The 19066-nt window shown below is 66.7% G+C and carries 21 protein-coding genes, 1 tRNA gene, 1 other RNA gene and 1 pseudogene; 14 read left to right on the forward strand and 10 right to left on the reverse strand.

Annotation, left to right across the window (positions count from 1 at the left end):
- Window positions 1-42 precede the first annotated feature (42 nt).
- The 4 genes from orn to def all read left to right on the forward strand — a co-directional run bounded on the left by orn (window position 43) and on the right by def (window position 2775).
- Window positions 43-690 carry an oligoribonuclease gene (gene orn, locus AC1DGE_RS02745; protein WP_476916841.1) on the forward strand — a complete coding sequence of 216 codons (648 nt, stop codon included), beginning with the start codon at window positions 43-45 and terminating at the stop codon, window positions 688-690.
- A gap of 131 nt (window positions 691-821) precedes the next feature.
- Window positions 822-894 (forward strand) — tRNA-His (locus tag AC1DGE_RS02750).
- Between the two features lie 107 nt (window positions 895-1001).
- Window positions 1002-2156, forward strand: a complete 1155-nt coding sequence (locus AC1DGE_RS02755; RefSeq protein ID WP_476916842.1) for an acyl-CoA dehydrogenase family protein — start codon at window positions 1002-1004, stop codon at window positions 2154-2156.
- A gap of 46 nt (window positions 2157-2202) precedes the next feature.
- The gene (def, locus tag AC1DGE_RS02760; protein ID WP_306909767.1) at window positions 2203-2775 is read left to right on the forward strand and encodes a peptide deformylase; all 573 of its coding nucleotides are present in this window, start codon (window positions 2203-2205) and stop codon (window positions 2773-2775) included.
- Between the two features lie 158 nt (window positions 2776-2933).
- On the opposite strand, the gene ppk2 is transcribed toward def, so the two are convergent.
- A complete protein-coding gene (gene ppk2 / locus AC1DGE_RS02765; RefSeq protein ID WP_476916843.1) occupies window positions 2934-3875 on the reverse strand; it encodes a polyphosphate kinase 2 in 942 nt (313 codons plus the stop codon).
- A gap of 135 nt (window positions 3876-4010) precedes the next feature.
- On the opposite strand from ppk2, the gene AC1DGE_RS02770 reads away from it, so the two are divergent.
- Both AC1DGE_RS02770 and AC1DGE_RS02775 read left to right on the forward strand, forming a co-directional pair.
- Complete coding sequence (locus tag AC1DGE_RS02770; protein WP_476892366.1) at window positions 4011-4973, forward strand: 1-phosphofructokinase family hexose kinase; 963 nt, start codon at window positions 4011-4013, stop codon at window positions 4971-4973.
- 99 nt (window positions 4974-5072) lie between these two features.
- Window positions 5073-5639 carry a hypothetical protein gene (locus tag AC1DGE_RS02775; protein ID WP_441417538.1) on the forward strand — a complete coding sequence of 189 codons (567 nt, stop codon included), beginning with the start codon at window positions 5073-5075 and terminating at the stop codon, window positions 5637-5639.
- Between the two features lie 19 nt (window positions 5640-5658).
- On the opposite strand, the gene AC1DGE_RS02780 is transcribed toward AC1DGE_RS02775, so the two are convergent.
- From AC1DGE_RS02780 to AC1DGE_RS02795, 4 genes are all read right to left on the reverse strand, one after another.
- Window positions 5659-5946, reverse strand: coding sequence for a hypothetical protein (locus AC1DGE_RS02780; protein WP_441417537.1), 288 nt, complete (start codon window positions 5944-5946; stop codon window positions 5659-5661).
- Window positions 5947-6073: 127 nt separating this feature from the next.
- Window positions 6074-6871: an HNH endonuclease family protein gene (locus AC1DGE_RS02785; protein WP_441417536.1), complete on the reverse strand. Its 798-nt coding sequence runs from the start codon at window positions 6869-6871 to the stop codon at window positions 6074-6076.
- Window positions 6872-7021: 150 nt separating this feature from the next.
- Complete coding sequence (locus AC1DGE_RS02790; protein ID WP_175320883.1) at window positions 7022-7231, reverse strand: hypothetical protein; 210 nt, start codon at window positions 7229-7231, stop codon at window positions 7022-7024.
- Window positions 7232-7296: 65 nt separating this feature from the next.
- The gene (locus tag AC1DGE_RS02795; RefSeq protein WP_476908684.1) at window positions 7297-8790 is read right to left on the reverse strand and encodes a glyceraldehyde-3-phosphate dehydrogenase; all 1494 of its coding nucleotides are present in this window, start codon (window positions 8788-8790) and stop codon (window positions 7297-7299) included.
- Window positions 8791-9073: 283 nt separating this feature from the next.
- On the opposite strand from AC1DGE_RS02795, the gene AC1DGE_RS02800 reads away from it, so the two are divergent.
- Window positions 9074-9226 (forward strand): hypothetical protein, encoded by a 153-nt coding sequence (locus AC1DGE_RS02800; RefSeq protein WP_175320881.1) that lies wholly within the window; start codon window positions 9074-9076, stop codon window positions 9224-9226.
- Between the two features lie 69 nt (window positions 9227-9295).
- Here the strand turns inward: AC1DGE_RS02800 and rnpB are convergent.
- Window positions 9296-9689: RNase P RNA component class A (gene rnpB, locus AC1DGE_RS02805), an RNA gene on the reverse strand.
- Between the two features lie 110 nt (window positions 9690-9799).
- Between rnpB and AC1DGE_RS02810 the strand changes: the two genes are divergently transcribed.
- Genes AC1DGE_RS02810 through AC1DGE_RS02820 form a run of 3 tightly spaced genes read left to right on the forward strand, consistent with a single transcriptional unit; the run spans window position 9800 to window position 11697 of the window.
- Complete coding sequence (locus AC1DGE_RS02810; RefSeq protein ID WP_476916844.1) at window positions 9800-10675, forward strand: slipin family protein; 876 nt, start codon at window positions 9800-9802, stop codon at window positions 10673-10675.
- 4 nt (window positions 10676-10679) lie between these two features.
- A complete protein-coding gene (locus AC1DGE_RS02815; protein ID WP_476908683.1) occupies window positions 10680-10877 on the forward strand; it encodes a hypothetical protein in 198 nt (65 codons plus the stop codon).
- A gap of 55 nt (window positions 10878-10932) precedes the next feature.
- Complete coding sequence (locus AC1DGE_RS02820) at window positions 10933-11697, forward strand: YaaA family protein (RefSeq protein WP_476916845.1); 765 nt, start codon at window positions 10933-10935, stop codon at window positions 11695-11697.
- Window positions 11698-11756: 59 nt separating this feature from the next.
- Here AC1DGE_RS02820 and AC1DGE_RS02825 read toward each other — a convergent pair whose 3' ends face one another.
- Window positions 11757-12494 (reverse strand): zinc ribbon domain-containing protein, encoded by a 738-nt coding sequence (locus AC1DGE_RS02825; protein ID WP_441417531.1) that lies wholly within the window; start codon window positions 12492-12494, stop codon window positions 11757-11759.
- 62 nt (window positions 12495-12556) lie between these two features.
- Window positions 12557-13456, reverse strand: a complete 900-nt coding sequence (locus AC1DGE_RS02830; protein ID WP_476916846.1) for a Nif3-like dinuclear metal center hexameric protein — start codon at window positions 13454-13456, stop codon at window positions 12557-12559.
- Window positions 13457-13567: 111 nt separating this feature from the next.
- On the opposite strand from AC1DGE_RS02830, the gene msrA reads away from it, so the two are divergent.
- From msrA to epsC, 3 genes are all read left to right on the forward strand, one after another.
- The gene (gene msrA / locus AC1DGE_RS02835) at window positions 13568-14092 is read left to right on the forward strand and encodes a peptide-methionine (S)-S-oxide reductase MsrA (RefSeq protein WP_441417529.1); all 525 of its coding nucleotides are present in this window, start codon (window positions 13568-13570) and stop codon (window positions 14090-14092) included.
- A gap of 66 nt (window positions 14093-14158) precedes the next feature.
- A complete protein-coding gene (gene cysK, locus AC1DGE_RS02840; protein ID WP_441417528.1) occupies window positions 14159-15094 on the forward strand; it encodes a cysteine synthase A in 936 nt (311 codons plus the stop codon).
- A 37-nt stretch (window positions 15095-15131) separates the two neighbouring features.
- On the forward strand, window positions 15132-15716 hold the full coding sequence (gene epsC, locus AC1DGE_RS02845; RefSeq protein WP_138769044.1) for a serine O-acetyltransferase EpsC: 585 nt from the start codon (window positions 15132-15134) through the stop codon (window positions 15714-15716).
- Between the two features lie 37 nt (window positions 15717-15753).
- Here the strand turns inward: epsC and gndA are convergent.
- A pseudogene (gene gndA / locus AC1DGE_RS02850) lies at window positions 15754-17178 on the reverse strand (NADP-dependent phosphogluconate dehydrogenase); the annotation flags it as partial.
- A gap of 226 nt (window positions 17179-17404) precedes the next feature.
- On the opposite strand from gndA, the gene AC1DGE_RS02855 reads away from it, so the two are divergent.
- Window positions 17405-18133, forward strand: coding sequence for a FadR/GntR family transcriptional regulator (locus AC1DGE_RS02855; protein ID WP_476916847.1), 729 nt, complete (start codon window positions 17405-17407; stop codon window positions 18131-18133).
- Between the two features lie 246 nt (window positions 18134-18379).
- Here AC1DGE_RS02855 and AC1DGE_RS02860 read toward each other — a convergent pair whose 3' ends face one another.
- Entirely contained in the window at window positions 18380-18670 is a 291-nt protein-coding gene (locus AC1DGE_RS02860) for a hypothetical protein (RefSeq protein WP_441417525.1), read from the reverse strand.
- Window positions 18671-19066: the final 396 nt, after the last annotated feature.

Consider the following 19066-nt stretch of genomic DNA (forward strand, 5'->3'; position numbering starts at 1 on the left):
GCACCGGACCGCTCAGCGGCGGCGGAACGGTAGGCTGGGCGGGTGCCTATATCTAATGAACGCATCGTGTGGATCGACTGCGAAATGACCGGCCTGGACTCCAAGAACGACGCCCTCATCGAGGTTGCGGCCCTGGTGACGGACTCGGAACTCAACATCCTCGGCGACGGCGTGGACGTCGTGATCAAGCCGGACGACTCCACGCTGGCCCAAATGAACGACTTCGTGCGTGACATGCACACCCGGTCCGGGCTGCTGGCGGAACTCCCCCACGGCAAGACCATGGCCGAAGCCCAGGCCGCCGTGCTCGAGTACATCAAGAAGTGGGTGCCGGACCCGAAGAAGGCCCCGCTGGGCGGCAACTCGGTGGGCACCGACCGCGTGTTCCTGGTCCGCGACATGCCGGAACTGGTGGAGCACCTGCACTACCGCGTGATCGATGTCAGCACCATCAAGGAACTCTCCCGGCGCTGGTACGCCCGGGCGTACTTCCAGTCCCCCGCCAAGCTCGGCGGCCACCGTGCCCTGGGCGACATCAAGGATTCCATCGACGAGCTCCGCTACTACCGGGAGGCGGTCTTTGTGCCCGCACCGGGTCCGGACAGCGCCACGGCGCAGCGGATCRCGAAGTCGATCATGGCCCCTGCGGACGCCCCCGCCGAGGCGCCGGCAGCAGCACCCGCGGAGTAATCTCCACCACGTTTAGGGAAAATTTCGTCGAATTCGAGGAAAGTGGCAAAACCACCCCCAAACAGCAGGTAAGCTATTTGTCGTTGCCTTTTCAGCCAGCCGGTTCGCCGGAAGGCATGGCGGGGCACATGGTGGGCGTAGCTCAGTTGGCAGAGCGCCTGGTTGTGGTCCAGGAGGTCGCGGGTTCAACCCCCGTCGCTCACCCTCACAAAGGACGGCAGAATTGTCCGACCTTTTCCAAAGGCCGCACCGGATATCCGGTGCGGCCTTTGTTGTCTGTCCAGTCTCGTCCGTGCGTGGAAGGAACCGCGATGAAGCGCCAGCTCTTTGAAGAAGACCACGAGATGTTCCGTGAGATGGCTGCGGAGTTCAACGCGCGGGCGGTGGCCCCGCACTACGGCCAGTGGGACCAGGACCACATGATGCCCCGTTCGCTCTGGACCGCGGCCGGCGAGCAGGGCCTGCTGGGGCTCGCCGTTCCCGAAGAATTCGGCGGCCTGGGCATGGACGACTACCGCTTCCGTGCCGTGCTGGACGAGGAGTTCGCCAAGAGCAACCACCTTGCCGTGGGGCTGGCCTTCCACCTGCACGATGACATGGTCCTCCCCCACCTGCTGGCCTACGGCTCCGACGATCTCAAAGCGCGCTGGCTGCCCGGCATGGTCTCCGGCGAGACGGTCACCTCGGTCGCCTGGACCGAGCCCGGCGCCGGATCGGACCTCCGCGGCATCCGCACCAAGGCCGTGCGCGACGGCGACGACTGGCTCATCACCGGCCAGAAGACCTTCATCGGCAACGGCATCTCCGGCGACGCGTCCCTGGTCCTGGCCCGCACCGACGGCAGCACCGGGCGGGGCGGCCGCGACTCCTTCACGCTGTTCATGGTGCGCAAGTCCGAGGGCTACAACACCGGCAACCAGCTGGACAAAATGGGGCTGAAGGCCTCCGACACCGCTGAGCTGTTCTTCGACAACGTCCGGGTACCGCACGCGGACCTGGTCGGCGAAGAAGGCAAGGGGCTGCAGTACGCCGCCGAGCAGCTCCCCCAGGGCCGGCTGGCCATCGCCGTCGCCAGTTCCGCCGTCGTCCGCGCCGTCTACGAGGCGACCGTGACGTACACAAAGGACCGTAACGCGTTCGGCGAGCGGATCATCGATTTCCAGAACAGCCGCTTCGAACTGGCCGACATCCTCACCGAGGTCGAGGTCACTGAAACCTACGTGGACCAGGCCATCCGGGCCTTCAACGCGGGTGAACTCGACGCCGCCTCGGCGGCGCGGGCCAAGCTCTGGGCCTCCGAACGGGCCAAGTCCGTCACCGACCGGTGCCTGCAGCTGCATGGCGGCTACGGCTACATCCTGGAGTACCCGGTGGCGCAGGCCTTCCTCGCGGCACGGTTGCTCACGATCTTCGGCGGCACGAACGAAATCATGCGCGACGTCGTCGGCCGCACCATTGCCGGCTGACCGTCGCAGCACCAGCAGCCAACAGCACTAAAGGAACTTTTTCGACATGACAGTCCTACCCATCACGATCTGGGGCGAACCCGTGCTGCACCGCCGGGCCGCCGAAGTTGAAGTCTTCGACGACGAACTCCGCACCCTGATCGCGGACATGTTCGAGACCAACGACGCCGCCAACGGCGTCGGCCTGGCCGCGCCCCAGGTCGGTGTGGGCAAGCGGCTTTTCGTGTACAAGTACGCCAACGACGACGGCGCCCCGCCCTCCGGCGTCGTCGTCAACCCGGTGCTGACCCTCTCCAAAGTCTCCGGGGCGCTGCCGGACCCGGACGAGGAAGAGGAAGGCTGCCTGTCCTTCCCGGGCGGGCAGTACCCGCTCAAACGCGCCGAATGGGCCCGGGTGCAGGGCTTCGACGGCGACGGCAAACCCGTCGAGTTCGAGGCGACGGGCTGGTTCGCGCGCGTGATCCAGCACGAGTACGACCACCTGGACGGCAAGCTGTACGTCAATAGGCTGATCGACCGCTACGCCCGTAAGGCGATGAAGCAGGCCAAGAAGAGCGGCTGGGGCGTCCCCGGTTTGACCTGGATGCCGGGTGTAGACCCGGATCCCTTCGGCCACTAGCCCCGGCGGGCTAGTCCCCGTTCGGACTGCGCCAGCAGGCGCGGAGTCTCCCCACCTTTGACGCCAACACGCAGGAAATCGCCGCGAATTTCGCGGGACGCGCCGGCGGCCGCCCCCAAAAGTGTGGAATTTCCGCCGTGGAGTTACGCCCCGGCGGGCTAGTCCTCGTTCGGTTTCAGCAGCTGGGCGGCATGGTCGGGGACGTAGCGGAACAAGTCCCGCGGCGGCCGGGTGTAATTGACGGCGCGCGGCCTCTGCGGGAGGGTAACCGGCTCCGTCCTGACTTCGGTGTAGTCGATGCTGGAGAGCAGGTGGGCGATCATGTTGATCCGGGCCCGGCGTTTGTCCTCTGCCTCCACCACAAACCACGGCGATTCCGCGGTATCCGTCTGCATGAACATGTCGTCCTTGGCCCGCGAGTAGTCCTCCCACCGCAGGATCGCCTCCCGATCCATCGGCGAGAGCTTCCATTGACGCAGCGGATCCTCCAGCCGGGACCTGAACCGCCGTTCCTGCTCCGCGTGGCTGATCGAGAACCAGTATTTGAACAGCAGGATCCCGTCCTGGATCAGCAGCCGTTCAAAGACCGGGCACTGGGACATAAAGCGTTTGTGTTCCGCGGGCGTGCAGAATCCCATCACCCGTTCGACGCCGGCGCGGTTGTACCAGGAGCGGTCCATCAGCACGATTTCCCCGGCCGCCGGCAGGTGCTGTACGTAGCGCTGGAAGTACCATTCACCGCGCTCCCGCTCGGTCGGCGCCGGCAGCGCCACGATCCGGGCAACGCGGGGATTCAGGTACTCGGTGACCCGCTTGATGGCGCTGCCCTTGCCGGCGGCGTCGCGCCCTTCAAAGATCACCAGAACCCGTGCGCCCGTGCTGCGGACCCATTCCTGCAACGCAACCAGCTCCGCCTGGAGCCGCGCCAGTTCCGCGGTGTAGACGCCGAGAGGCAGCCGGCCAGGCTGCCCCGGCTCCTCCCCCGGGCCGTCCTTATGGCGCGTGGGCTCCCGCCCGGCGCTACCCTTGCCGGCACTGCCCTTGCCGGCACTGCCCTTGACGGCACTGCCTTTGACGGCGCCTGCCTTGCGATGTGCCATGGTTCCCGTCCCAGTAATGGCGGCTGAATTCCAGCCTCCTGTCCTGCCGCGCCCATTCTTGCGGAGCGCCCCACTGCCCACAAGGGGATCTAGGCCCGGGGACAGTGTGAACGCCGTGCTCTTATGCTTGGCCCCATGGAAGCCACCACGCCGGCGCAGCCCATCCTCACGGTCACCGTGAACCCCGCCCTGGACATCAGCACCACCACCGGGGTGGTCACCAGCGGTCATAAGCTCCGTTGCGGACCCAGCCGCCTGGATCCGGGCGGCGGCGGCGTGAACGTGGCCCGGGTGGTCCAACGGCTCGGCGGACGTCCCCTGGCCATCTACACGGCGGGCGGCCCCACGGGCGAGGCCTACCGGAGACTGATCGAAGCGGAGCGGCTCCCCACACTGGTGGTTCCGATCCAGGGCAGCACCCGGCAGGACTTCACTGTCGATGAGACCTCCACCGGCAAGCAGTTCCGCTTTGTCCTGCAGGGACCCGAGCTGAGTGAACCCGAGTGGCGGCTGTGCCTGGCGCTCGTGGCGGATTCCATCCAGCCCGGCGGGTACGTGGTGGCAAGCGGCAGCCTGCCCCCCGGTGTACCGGATAACTTCTACGCCGAGGTGGCCAGGCTCGCGCGCGAGCAGAATGCGCGCTGCGTCGTCGACGCCTCAGGACCGGCCCTGGCCGCCGCCTTGTCCGAGGGGGTCTTCCTGGTCAAACCGAGCCGGCGGGAGCTCGGGCTGCATTTCGGCACGACCCTGGAGACCGAGCAAAGCGAGCTCGACGCCGCCATGGCGCTGGTGGCCGACGGATCCGCCGAACATGTCGCGCTGACCCTGGGCGGCCAGGGAGCAGTCCTGGCGTCCCAGGGCGGCACGCTCCGTCTGGCCGTGCCGCCGGTACGGGTGCAGAGCACGGTCGGTGCCGGCGACAGTTTCCTGGCAGCCTTCGTGCTCCGGCTGGCGCAGGGGCGCACGCTGGCTGATGCGTTCCGTTCGGCGGTCGCTGCCGGCAGCGCGACTGTCACCACACGCGCCACCGAGCTCTGCCACCGGGCCGACGTCGAGCGGCTCGAAGCAGAACTCGCGGAACAAGCCGCCCGGGCCTAGCCGGGAAACCGGCACTCCGCTGGCATGATGTGGCGCATGGGGGAAACCGAAACAAGCTCAAGACCGAGGCCGCGCACCTTCAAGGAGCCATCCGGCCGGGTGGTATCGCTCCTGGTCTGGGGAGGCAGCGCTGCCGGCATGGGCTGGCTGATGCTCGCGGGAAGGGGCGGGGCTGCCGTGGCGGCCGCGCCGTGGCTGGCTGCCGCGGCCCTGCTGGTCTATCTGACGCAGTGGCAGCCGAGGCTGATCGTGGGAGCCGACAAGTTTGACGTGGTCAACGGGCTCCGACGGCACCGGATCCCGTTCGCCGCCGTGGACGACGTCGAGGTCCGCTACTCCGTCACGGTGAGGGCTGCCGGTAGGAAGTATGTCAGCTGGGGTGCCCCGACGCCGCCCAGCGCCTTTGGCACCGGGTTCGAACAGGCCCGGGACTGGAAGGAACGCCCCTTCGGGATGCTGCCGTCCAATGAGCGCATGGGCCAGCCTCCGACGTCGGGCGGACGGGATGCGATTGTCCGGGCCTGGCAGGATGCCAGGCAGCCGGGCGCAACCAGCGGCCCCGGCCAGAGTTCGGCCGAGCGCACGGTCGTGTCCGAGTGGAACGTCCCGATGCTGGTCGTGGGGCTGGTCGTGGCCTGCTGGTGCCTCGTCTCATTGCTGTTCTGACTGCCGGACGGCCTGTGTCCTAAGGCATCACCTTGTAAAGCTCAATGACGGTCTCTTCCGGCGGGGATGTGAAGCCGCCCTCGATGCCGGCCTGCATTTTGGGCATCAGGATGCCGTCACGGAATTTCTCCCAGCTCTCCTGGGAATCGTGGACCGCCATGATTGTCCATCCACCGGCCGATGCGCCGCCGGCATGAAAGACCTGCCCCTCCGGCAAGCGGCCTTCGCCGGGATGAACCGCGGCAATGGACGCCTCGTACTGTTCCTTGGTTCCTCCCGGAAAAAAGTGCACAACTCCGTAGGCCATTTCTACTCCTCGAGTGGTGGGCCGTAGCTGACGATTCCAGTCCTAGACCTGGCAGTGTCGGGTGTCAATGAGCCGGGAATCGTTCCGCTCCCAACAGCGCAGACAGCAGCGCGAATCAGCCCGGACATCAGCGCGGCACGATGGTCTGCTGCCCCGGGCAGGCACCGAGAACCCGTTTCATCGCGTCCTTTTCGGCCGGCGTTACCCACAGCCCGTAGGCGGCCTTCACCGAGATTTGCCGGGCGACGTAGTGGCAGCGGAACGCCTTGTTCGGCGGCAGCCAGGTGGCGGCGTCGGACGCGCTCTTGTCCTGGTTGGCCTGCCCGTCCACGGCAATGAGGTTCAGCGGATCGTTGGCGAGGTGCTGGCGCTGCAGCGGACTCAGCTGCTGGGCCCCCTTTTGCCAGGCGTCCCCCAGCGCCACGACGTGGTCGATCTGCACGGCTTTGCTGGACGCCGCACCGCGCTGGAAGGCGATGGTCCGCCCGGTGTAGGGCTCCTGGAAGGTCCCGGATCCGACCCGGCAGCGGGAGCCTTCGGTGAACATGGCGCCGGCCAGGTCTCGGCGGAGGATGTCGTTGCGGGTGTCACAGCCGTTACGGTCGACGTCGAGCCACGCCTGGCCAAAGGCACTGCGGTTGTAGTTGCCGCTGGCTGCGCGGCCCTTGACCGGCAGCACCGACAGGAGGTCCACGGCGAGACCGGACGGCACGGCCCGAACCGGCGCGACCGGTTTCATCCAACCCGCCGCCAGCACGGGAGCCTCGGTGGGCCCCGCCACCCTCGGCTCTGCGATCGCAAATTGGCCGGCGGTGAAGAACCAGCCGAGGCCAGCCAGCAACGCCAGCATCGTGGCGCCCAGCAATGCCCAGGCCTGGCGCGACCGGCGCCGGGCGCGCCTGAAGTCGCGCCAGGTGACGGTCACGGAAGTTCCGGGGAGGGATGGGGCTGCTGCACCTCATCAGCCTAGGCCGGGGCACCGACAGCGGCCCGGTTGTCCACAGTGTGCAGGACAGGACAGGCTATGCCCCGGGGCTGGCGGCCGGACGGCCGCCGGCTGGTCAGTGCCGAGCGGTCACTGTTCCTTGGTGACCCGGCGGAGGTCCTCCTCGGCGAGATTCAGCAGCGCTTCCAACTGGCTGACCCGCGCGTCGTCGATCTCGCCGGCCTCGCGTTTGGCTCGGGCGTCGTCGAGGAGGCGCTTGGCTTCCTTGGCGTTCCGCCGGGCTACGTCGAGGGCATGTTCCAGGGTGGTTTCGTGCTCCACAGCCGAGTTCTGTTCCATGGCTCCATTGTGGTTCCCTTTCCCGGCCGATTCCAGCGAACCGGCCGGGAAGGTCCAAAGTGGGGCTACCCGACCTCGACCGGCAGCCCGGCAGCTTCGAGGGTCGCGGCCGCGTCCTTGGCCGGGAACGACGGCGGGTTCACGCCGGCCATTTCCTCCATCACACGGACCACCTGGCAGCTGTAACCGAATTCGTTGTCGTACCAGACGTAGAGGACAAGGTTCTTCTCGTTGCTGATGGTGGCGAGGCCATCGACGATGCCGGCGCGGCGGGAGCCGACGAAGTCGGTGGAGACAACCTCGGGCGAATCGATGTAGTCGACCTGCTTGCGCAGCTCCGAGTGCAGCGACATCTCGCGCAGGTAGTCGTTGACCTCATCCTTGGTGGTGCCGTTTTCCAGGCTCAGGTTCAGGATGGCCAGGGAGACATCCGGGGTGGGGACGCGGATGGAGCTGCCGGTCAGTTTGCCCAGGAGCTCGGGCAGGGCCTTGGCGACAGCTTTGGCGGCACCGGTCTCAGTGATGACCATGTTCAGCGCGGCGGAGCGGCCGCGGCGGTCACCCTTGTGGAAGTTGTCGATCAGGTTCTGGTCGTTGGTGAAGGAGTGGACCGTCTCTACGTGGCCGTGCACGACGCCGTAGCGGTCGTTGATCGCCTTTAGTACCGGCGTGATGGCGTTGGTGGTGCAGGACGCCGCCGAAACAATCTTGTCCGAATCCGTGATGGTGGCGTGGTTGATGCCGTGCACGATGTTTTTCAGCTCGCCCTTGCCCGGGGCGGTGAGCAGAACGCGGGAAACGCCCTTGCTCTGCAGGTGCTGGGAGAGGCCCTCGGCGTCGCGCCAGCGGCCGGTGTTGTCGACCACCAGTGCGTCGTGGATGCCGTAGGCGGTGTAGTCCACCGTGGCCGGGTTGTCCGAGTAGATGACCTGGATCTGGACGCCGTTGGCAGTGATGGTGTCGTTCTCGAGGTCCACCTTGATGGTGCCTTCGAAGGACCCGTGCACCGAGTCGCGGCGCAACAGGCTGGCGCGCTTGGTGAGGTCGTTGTCCGACCCTCGGCGCACCACGATCGCGCGCAGCCGCAGGCCGTGCCCGCCGCCGGCCTTCTCGACCAGGAGGCGGGCCAGGAGCCGGCCGATGCGGCCAAAGCCGTAGAGGACGACGTCGGTGCTGGTGCGGTCGTCGCCGCCGCGCTTGCCGACCACTTCGGCCAGCTCCTCGCGCAGGAAGTCGTCCAGGCTGATGCCGTTGCCTTCTACGCGGTACTTTTCGGTCAGGCGGGCAATGTCGATGGCTGCCGCGCCGAGGTCCAGCTTGGTGAGGGCGTCGAGCAGGGGCGCGGTCTCTTCGAGGCGCAGCTCTTCCTTGCTCATCCGGCGGGCAAAACGGTGCGCCTTGAGGATGTTCATGGTGGACTTGTTGATCAGGCTCCGGCCGTGGATGGACGTCACCACGTTGTTTTCGCGGTACAGCCGGCCGATCACCGGAATCATGGCCTCGGCGAGCGCCTCCCGGCCCATCCACGTATCAAGACAAGAATCTGACGTCTGGCTCACAGAACTACCTTCCTAAAATCCACCACATACGTCCTCGTATGCGGAAGTCGGCTGCCGGCGGATCTCCGGAACCTGGACGCGGCGGGGATTCGGTCCACCCCGGGCGCCTGCATGGAGCGCAAAGAAAAAGCCACCGGCGGCGAACGCAGACCCGGTGGCAGAACATCTACGTTCGCTATCCATTCTAGAGCGGGGCGCCGGTCCAGGGGGCCGGAGGCGGCGTGAAATCACTCACACGAGCGGGGTCCGCCGCGTCACCCAGCCCTTGACGTAGGATGTCCAGATGGGACTCATAGTTGCACTACTTGTCATCTGGCTCATTCTTTCGATCCTGGGCTTCGTCGTGAAGGGCCTGCTTTGGCTGGCCGTCATCGGCCTGGTCCTGTTCGTCGCCACGGCGGCGTGGGGCTGGGTGAAGCGGAAGGCCAAGGCCTGATCCGACACCTACACCTCGATCCAAACGGCAAGGACCGGCACCACACGGTGCCGGTCCTTTTCGTTTGGTTGGATGGGTTGACCGATACGCCGGGTTCTGTGTTCCCGCGCTGTTGCCGGCGCGGGAGTAGCGGCCATCCATCTACGGACGCCGTTGCCGACGCCCTCCAGCGGCCTACCCGGACACTCGGGCGGGCAGCCCTCAAACGTGTCCTGTCTGGCCTTGCTCCGGGTGGGGTTTACCTAGCCTTCCCGGTCACCCGGGAAGCTGGTGGTCTCTTACACCACCGTTTCACCCTTACCTGCTCCCCCGACCGTGCGGACACGGCCCTGGGGCAGGCGGTCTATTCTCTGTGGCACTGGCCTGCGGGTTACCCCGAGTGGGCGTTACCCACCACCCTGCCCTGCGGAGCCCGGACGTTCCTCGAGCCACTTGCGTGACGCGCGGCCGCCTGGTCAACCCATCCGGTTCTCATTCTACGGGCTGCCCCGCAGGCTCACCGCACCGGCGCCTTTTGGGCCTGCCGGTGGGAGAATGAAAGCAGCAACCCCGCCAGGCAAGGAAGCGATTCGGATGGATTTCACCGCCGTCGTCATTTGGCTGATCATCGCCGCGCTCGTGCTCATCCTGGCCCGGGCCTCGATCCGGATTGTGCGCCAGTATGAGCAGGGCGTGCTGTTCCGGCTGGGCCGGGTGATCGGAGTCCGGATGCCCGGGCTGCGCTTTATCATCCCGGTGATCGACCGGCTGCAGCTGGTCAGCCTGCGGATCGTGACCATGCCGATCCAGTCGCAGGGCATCATCACCCAGGACAACGTCAGCGTGGATATCTCCGCGGTGGCCTACTACCGGGTGATCGACGCCGTGAAGTCGGTGGTGGCGATCGAAAATGTGGCTGCCGCGATCAACCAGATCGCCCAGACGACGCTCCGCAAGGTGGTCGGCCGGCACAGCCTGGACCAGACCCTGTCCGAAACGGAACACATCAACAGCGACATCCGCGAAATCCTGGACGCACTCACCCTGGAGTGGGGCGTCGAAGTCACGCTCGTGGAGCTGAAGGACATCCAGCTTCCCGAAAGCATGAAGCGCGCCATGGCCCGGCAGGCGGAGGCCGAGCGGGAGAAGCGGGCCAAGATCATTGCCGCCGAGGGCGAGTCGATCGCGGCTGCGGCGCTCGGTGAGGCTTCTGACATGATGATGGCGCATCCGCTGGCCCTGCAGCTGCGGAACCTGCAGTCCCTCGTCGAGATTGCGGTGGACAAGAACTCCACCGTGGTCTTCCCGGCGCCGCTGATGAGCACCATCGGCGAGCTGTCCGCGTTCCTGGCCCGGGAGACCAAGGCCGCCCAGGCAGCGGTAGCGGCGCCGGCCCAGGCCGCCGGCCCCACCCCCGTGGCGACCACGGCGCCTCCCCCTGTCCCGGCGGCGCCAACGAAGGTAGCCTGACCTCATGGAACTGTTGCTCCTTGCCGTCGGCGCCGGACTGCTGGTCGTCGCGACCGTCGTGCGTGACCTCCTGACCCGCCGGAAGCACGCGCGGCTGGGCAGCGACCCGGAATCCGAGCGGGCACGGCGGGACATCCAGCGGGCCAAGACAGTCGGCCAGTCGAATTTCGTGGGCCTCGACAACACCGGACATCGGCGCTAGCCCGACGCCGGGCCGCGCGCGGCTGCAGCCGCCTGGCCGCCGGTAGGATCGTACGGTGCTAATTCTGCTGCCGCCCTCCGAAGGCAAGACCCCCGCGACCGGCGGTGACGCCGTCGACGCGGATTCGCTCAGCTTCCCCGGCCTCAACGCCTACCGCGCAAAGGTGCTCGAGGCGCTCGGCACCGTCAGCGCGCACGAAGACGCCCTGGCGCTGCTGGGCGTCGGCGCCTCGCTGAAGGCCGACGTCGAACGCAACACCCGCTTGCACGCCGAGCCTGCCGCGCCCGCCCACCAGGTGTATTCCGGCGTCCTCTACGACGCCCTGGACTACCGCTCGCTGACTCCGGCGCAGCGGAAGAAGGCGGACGAAAACGTGCTGGTGATCTCCGCGCTCTGGGGCGCGATCCGGTTTGCGGACCGGGTGCCGGCGTACCGGCTATCGATGGGCACGTCCCTGCCCGACGTCGGACGGCTGGCCTCGTTCTGGAAGCCGCAGCTAACTGAGGCCCTGGCCGCCGCAACGGACGGCGAGCTGCTGGTCGACTGCCGCTCCAGCACCTACGCCGCGGCCTGGGCTCCCCCGCCCGAGCGGACCGTGGCGGTGAACGTCTTCACGGAGGTCAACGGCGTCCGAAAGGTGGTGAGCCACTTCGCCAAGCACACCCGCGGGGAGCTTGCCCGGCACCTGCTGGCCCGCCGCGGCAAGACCCCGCAGACCCCGGCGCAGCTGCACAAGGCCGCCGCCGAGAAATGGTCCGCGGAGCTGGTCCAGGGCACGGCCCGGAAGCCGCACACCCTCAACCTCATCCTGCCCAACTAGCTGGCAGTTGTTGTCGTTTAGACGCCTCTAAACGACAACAACTGCGAGTCACTTGGGGGCTAGGCCCACTCGGCGGAGCGGACCAGGATGCACCCGGAATCCGGGCAGAAGACGATGTCGTCCTCGGCTGCGGCCTTGATCTCGGCGAGGTCACCGGGGCTCAGCTGCATGCCGGATCCTTCGGAGGTGCCGTGGAAGAGCCGGGCCGCGCCGACGCCGCGCTTGGCGAGCGTCTTCTCGTAGACGGCGAGCATTCCCGCGTCCAGTCCCTCGGCGAACTCGGCGCGCTGGCCGCGCACCACGGTCATCTCCGCGGCCACTTCGGCGAGCTGTTCGTCCAGTTCGGCGCGGATGGTGCCAAAGGAACCCTGGATATCGTCAACGATCTGCTGCTGGCTGGCCTGGCGCAGGCGCAGCGAATCCAGCCGCTCCAGGACCTCGAGTTCAACGTCCTCAAGATCCGAGCGGCGTTTGTTCAGGGACGCGATGTCGCGCTGCAGGGCCACGAGGTCCTTGGACAGCCCGGTGCCGCTGTTGAGCCTGGCCTCGTCGCGTTCGATCCGGGAGGCGACCTGCTCGACGTCGGCCTCGGCGCGCTTGAGTTCCAGTTCGGCGTCGTGCACCGCCACCTTCGCGGTCCCGAGTTCTCCGTTGGCCACACTGAGGGCAGCCTCCAGGTCGGTGATCCGGGAGTCGCTTTCAAGGCTGCGGCGGCGGTTGGACAGGGACTTGAGCCTGGCATCGAGTCCCTGCAATTCGAGCAACTTCAACTGTTCCGCCGGTGCTGCCTTGGCCACTATTTCCTCCGCTTGTTCACTTACCGGCCGGAGCCGGGCACCGTACCGGCGCTCCCTAGACTCTAGTCGCCGCCCGGAGTCAGAATGAAGTCCCAGGGGTCGCTGTTGGTGCTGCTGACCCGGATCTCAATGTCGTGGCCCTGGTCGGTCAGCACATTCCCCAAGGCCTCGGCGGCCGCCGGCAGCCACAGCCACTCGCTCGCAAAGTGCGAGACGTCGATCAGGTACGGCCGGTCATTGACGGCAGCCTCGCGGGCCTCCGACGCCGGATGGTGGCGCAGGTCCGCGGTCAGGTAGACGTCGGCGTTGCTCGCGCGGACCTCGTTGAACAGCGAGTCGCCCGCGCCGCCGCACAGGGCCACACGTCGCACCAGGCCGTCCCGGTCGCCGGAAACACGGACGCCGCCGGCCACGGAGGGAAGGATGCCGAAGACCCGCGCGGCGAAGTCCCCCAGCGTCTGCACGTCGACGAGGTCCCCGACCCGGCCGATCCCTTCCTCCGGAAGGCCGTTCGCGGCGGGCGTCAGCGGCACCACGTCCTGCAGGCCCAGCGCGTCGGCCAGTACGTCGGAGACGCCTCCGACGGCGGAATCACCGTTGGTGTGCACTGTCAGCAGTGCGGTCCCTGACTCGATCAGCCGGTGCACCGCCTTGCCCTTGGGGGTGTTGGCGGCAACGGAGGTGACGCCCTTGAGCAGCAGAGGATGGTGCGTAATGAGCAGTTCGGCGCCCCAGGCGACGGCTTCCTCGATGACTTCGAGGGTGGGGTCCACGGCGAAGAGAATCCTGCTCACCTCGGCGGACGGGTGCCCGGCCACCAGGCCTACCTCGTCCCACTCCTCCGCCAGCGATTCGGGCCAGAGCTCCTCGACGGCCAGCAGGATCATGCCCAGCGTGGCGGCCTCGCCGGGGCGGGTAGCTTCGTCGGGCTGCGCTGAAACGTCGGTGTTCTCAGGTTCCATAACCTCATTTTTACCCTATCCGCGGTGCCAGCCACCCCTGCCGGGAGTCCCGGATGCTGGCGGAATGCCGGGTTCGGGAATGATCCGGGCCCTTCGTCCATTGAACAGGACATGAGAACTTTCGTCCTCGGCGGGGGCTGCTTCTGGTGCCTCGACGCCGTCTATCAAAAGACCAAGGGTGTCAGCTCGGTCGTCTCCGGCTACACCGGAGGCCACGACCGCAACCCCGACTACTACAGCGTGTGCTCCGGCACCACCGGCCATGCCGAGGTGGTGGCGGTGACCTTCGACGAGGAGGTGATCCCGGCCGAGGTCATCCTGGACATGTTCTTCGCCCTGCACGATCCCACGACGCTGAACCGGCAGGGTTACGACGTCGGCACCCAGTACCGGTCCTCGATGTTCTACGAGACCACCGAGGAGAAGATCCTTTTCGAGGAAGCGATCGGCCGGAACCAGGAGCTGTGGTCGGACCCGATCGTCACCGAGGTGAGCCGCCTGCCGGTCTTCCACGTGGCGGAGGATTTCCACCAGGACTACTACGCGAAGTACCCCGAACAGGGCTACTGCCAGGTGATCATCAACCCGAAGCTGGCGAAGGCCAGGAAATATTACTCTGCATGGCTTAATGCTTAGCTAGGGCCTGAGCGCCCTCGTTACGCTGACCTTAGAATTCCTCCTCACAGATAGGCACACCTACCCATGGCACGGATCTATGACGATGTTACCCAGCTGGTCGGCGGCACCCCGCTGGTCCGCCTCAACCGGCTGAGCGAAGGCCTGGACGCCACGGTGGCGGTCAAGCTGGAGTTCTACAACCCGGCCAACAGCGTCAAGGACCGGATCGGCGTCGCCATCATCGACGCCGCGGAGAAGTCCGGTGCACTCAAGCCCGGCGGGACCATCGTCGAGGGAACCTCCGGCAACACGGGCATCGCCCTGGCCATGGTCGGCGCCGCCCGCGGCTACAAGGTCATCCTCACCATGCCCGAGACCATGTCCACCGAACGCCGCGTCATGCTCCGCGCCTACGGCGCAGAAATTGTGCTGACCCCCGGTTCCGAGGGCATGCGCGGAGCCGTGGAGAAGGCCCAGGAGATCGTCGCCAACACGGAGAACTCCATCTGGGCGCAGCAGTTCGCCAACGAGGCCAACCCCGAGGTGCACCGCCGCACCACCGCCGAGGAAATCTGGTCGGACACCGACGGCAAGGTGGACATCTTCGTCGCCGGCGTCGGCACCGGCGGAACCGTCACCGGTGTCGGCCAGGTACTCAAGGAGCGCAAGCCCGACGTGCAGATCATCGCCGTCGAGCCCAAGGACTCCCCCATCCTCAACGGCGGCGCCCCGGGCCCGCACAAGATTCAGGGCCTCGGCGCCAACTTCGTGCCGGAAATCCTGGACACCAACGTCTATGACGAGGTCATTGACGCCACCCTGGAGGACTCGGTCCGCGTGGCCCGCGAGCTGGGCGTCAAGGAAGGCATCCTCGGCGGCATCTCCTCCGGCGCGATCGTCTGGGCGGCCCTGGAGCTCGCGAAGCGCCCGGAGAACGCCGGTAAGCTGATTGTTGCCATTGTCTGCGACTTCGGGGAGCGCTACATCTCCACCGTGCTGTACGACGACATCCGCGGCTAAGCCCAGCCCTGTCCCAAGATTTCGTAGAAAGGTCTTTGTGAGCTTCTTCGCAAGACTGAAGGAAGACCTCGACGCCGCCCGGTCCCACGACCCGGCGGCGCGCGGTTCTTTCGAAAACTTCTTTGCCTACTCCGGCCTGCACGCGATCTGGGCGCACCGCCTGACGCACCGGCTCTGGCAGAACCCTTCGCTGCGCTTCCCTGCGCGGCTGATCTCCCAGCTGGCCCGCTTCCTGACCGGCATCGAGATCCACCCCGGCGCCACGATCGGCCGCCGCTTCTTCATCGACCATGGCATGGGCGTTGTGATCGGCGAAACCGCCGAGATCGGCGAGGATGTCATGATCTACCACGGTGTCACGCTCGGCGGCCGTTCGCTCGCAAAGATCAAGCGGCACCCCACCATCGAGGACCGCGTCGTCATCGGCGCCGGAGCCAAGGTCTTGGGCCCCATCACGATCGGCCGGGACAGCGCCATCGGCGCCAACGCCGTCGTAGTCAAGGACGCCCCGGCCGAATCGATCCTGACCGGAGTGCCCGCCACCTGGCGGCACCGCGACGCCCAGCGCGAAACCAAACCCGCCGTCGACCCGGCCGAGTACCTGATCGAGTACCGCATCTAAGGCACGCAGTCATAAAGACAGCGGCCGGCGGCCCCAAAACTGCCGAGATCTCGGACTTGTCCTCGCCCCAGAGGGTGTGGAAGGTGCCCTCGGTGTCGATGCGGCCGTAGGTGTGTGCACCGAAGAGGTCGCGCTGGCCCTGGATCACGGCGGCCGGGAGGCGCTTGCGCCGCAGGCCGTCGTAGTACGCCAGCGAGGAGGAGAACACCGGCACCGGGATGCCCAGCTGCACCGCGGTGGCCACCACGCGCCGCCAGGCCGGGAGGACCTCGGCGATCGCCTTGGTGAAGGCCGGCGCGAACAGCAGGTTCGCCGGCTTCTCGTCCGCGGCGTAGGCCTTGGTGATCTCCTTCAGCAGCTCTGCGCGGATGATGCAGCCGCCGCGCCACAGCGAGGCGATCTCGTCCAGCTTGAGGTCCCAACCGTATTCCTTGGCGGCGGAGGTGAGCATGTCCAGGCCCTGCGCGTAGGAGACCAGCTTGGAGGCGTACAGTGCCTGCCGGACGTCCTCGACGAAAGTCTCGGGGACCTCGACGGCGGCCTCGCCGCCGGCCAGCAGTTCCTGGGCCAGCTTGCGCTGCTCCGCCTGCGAGGACAACGCGCGGGCGAAGACCGATTCGGCGATGCCGGAAGTCGGGGAACCCAGTTCAAGGGCGGAGATGACCGTCCAGCGGCCGGTGCCCTTCTGGCCGGCGGCATCCACCACGACGTCGACGAACGGCTTGCCGGTCTTGGCATCGACGTGGCCGAGGACTTCGGCGGAGATTTCGATCAGGAAGGAAGCGAGCTCGCCCTTGTTCCATTCGGCGAAAATCTTTGCCTGCTCGGCCGGCTCAATGCCCGCGCCGGAGCGCAGCAGGTCGAAGGCCTCGCCTATGACCTGCATGTCGGCGTATTCGATGCCGTTGTGCACCATCTTGACGAAGTGGCCGGCGCCGTCGGTGCCGATCCAGGCGCAGCAGGGCTGGCCGTCGACGTGGGCTGCGATCTTTTCCAGCAGCGGGCCGAGCGCCTCGTAGGACTCCTTGGAGCCGCCGGGCATGATCGAGGGGCCGTTGAGCGCGCCTTCCTCGCCGCCGGAGACGCCGATGCCGACGAAGTGGAGGTCCTTCTTCGCGAGGGCGGCCTCGCGGCGGCGGGTGTCCTCGTAGTGCGAGTTGCCGGCATCGATGATGATGTCGCCGGCCTCCAGCAGCGGCTCGAGCTGTTCGATCACGGAGTCCACCGGCTTGCCGGCCTTGACCATGATCAGCACGCGGCGCGGCTTCTCCAGCGAGTCAACGAGTTCCTGCAGCGTTTCGGTGCGGACGAAGTCGCCGTCCTGGCCGTGCTTTTCGAGGAGCGCGTCGGTTTTCTCCACGGAACGGTTGTGCAGGGCAACGGTGAAGCCGTTACGGGCCAGGTTCCGGGCCAGGTTGGCCCCCATCACCGCAAGGCCGGTGACACCGATGTGTGCTGACATCAAAACTCCAATTCATTCTGTGCATCGAGTGCAGTTCGTCCCGCAGTTGCTGCGGAACACGCTTCTTGGGATCAGTGGCTGTCAATAAACCATATGTATTTCCGCTGACTGCAGGAAAGCAGCGCCCACGTGGCGGAATACGGCGCGTCACAAACAGTCTATGATTTTCGGCGGCCACTGCGCCTGTAGCCCCGGGATTGCGGCCTGCGCCACTATGCTTACGACTATGTCGACCAGCCTGCATCACCGCGCCATCGAGCATCTGGGAGCCCGCATCGTCGCCGGCGAGCTCCCCGCCGGCCATGTCATGCTGGCCGAGCACCTCGAGGATGAGCTGAAGGTCTCCCGCTCGGTGGTCCGCGAGGCGGTGCGCGTGCTGCAGTCCCTGGGGCTGGTCGAGACCATCAAACGTGTCGGCATCCGGGTGCTCCCCGCCAGCCGCTGGAATCCCTTCGATCCGCTCGTGATCCGCTGGCGCCTGGCCGGCGAGGGCCGCGGCGCCCAGCTGCGCTCCCTGGCCGAGCTGCGCACCGCGGTGGAGCCGGTGGCCGCCGAACTGGCGGCCGCCAACGCCCCGGATGAACTCCGCAGCCGGCTGGTGGAAATCTCCCACGCCATGCGGGAGGCGGGCGTGGCCGGCGACGTGCCTCGGTTCCTCGAGCTGGACATCCAGTTCCATTCCCTGCTGTTGACCGGTTCCGGCAACGAGATGTTCGCCAACATGGTGGGCCAGGTGGCCGAGACGCTGACCGGCCGCACCGTCCACGGTCTGATGCCGGACCATCCGAGGGCCTCCGCGCTGCAGTGGCACGTGGACGTGGCGGAGGCGATTGCGGCCGGCGACGGCGTGGCCGCCCGCGAGGCCTCCAACAAGATCATGCGCGAGACAATCGCGGACATGGAACCCAGCTGGAAGGACCAGCCCCGCGTCTTCGTCCCGGTCCAGCCCCGCTAGTCCGCCCGCACGGCAGCGGCACGGCTTCCGATAGACAGTCGCGGGGCCCGGATTAGTCCCGTCGATGGTCAAATTCAACCGCTAGGCGTTTCACATTTGGACGCATTCACGGTATATTTCTAACAAGCCTTCCACCGCGGCATCCCCCAATAGTCGCGGTGGAAGGCTTTTCCATTGCCCGGAGGCTTTTCCATTGCCCTCAGGCTTTTCCATTGCGCGGAAGCTTTTGCCGCGGGTGAGCGCTGGTCAGGCGGCGTCCGCCACCGCGTCCCGGAGCCGCCAGCCTCCGCCGAGGCCGTCCCGGATGATTTCCATCGTAGTTAGGGCCGATCCGCTGTTCCGGCCCAGCCTGGCCTGGACCTGCCACACCTCGACATCGACCCGGCTCAGTCCCTTCGGCATCCGGCGCTCGGCCTCCCACCAGCTCACGCGCTCAAACCACCGCACGGGTTCCGCGCCAACCACCCATTCGCGGCCACCGCGGACCACGGCCCGCGGATGTCCGTCAGGGCCGGTTTTTACGATCACATGTTCCATGCCGGTGACGGTACGGACAGGCACCGACATTTTGGTGCAGTCCGGACTTGGATGGCCGACAGCGCATGGGCAGCGGGGCCGCGCTCCACTACCAGGCGTTTGCGGATTCGAACTCCGTCTGGTGCTGCTCCTTGCAGTAAGGGACCCGGGAATCCGGAACAGGAATCCCGCATAGCCGGCATTTTGTAGCCCAAAACCTGGCAAAAAAAGAACGTAAACCTAACAAGTCGCCCCCCAAATAAGTAAGATAACAATATCACTTAGCTTATTATCGGTTCGGAATCCCCCACTCCCTGCTCGGCCGGGGCGCCCCCTGCCGACCCCCGCGGCGAGCAGTGGCCCTCGGGGCCAGCAGCGTAGCGCCCGCGCGTTGCCAACCGATATGTGAGCACACAG

It is taken from the genome of Arthrobacter sp. 05N425, assembly GCF_056397125.1.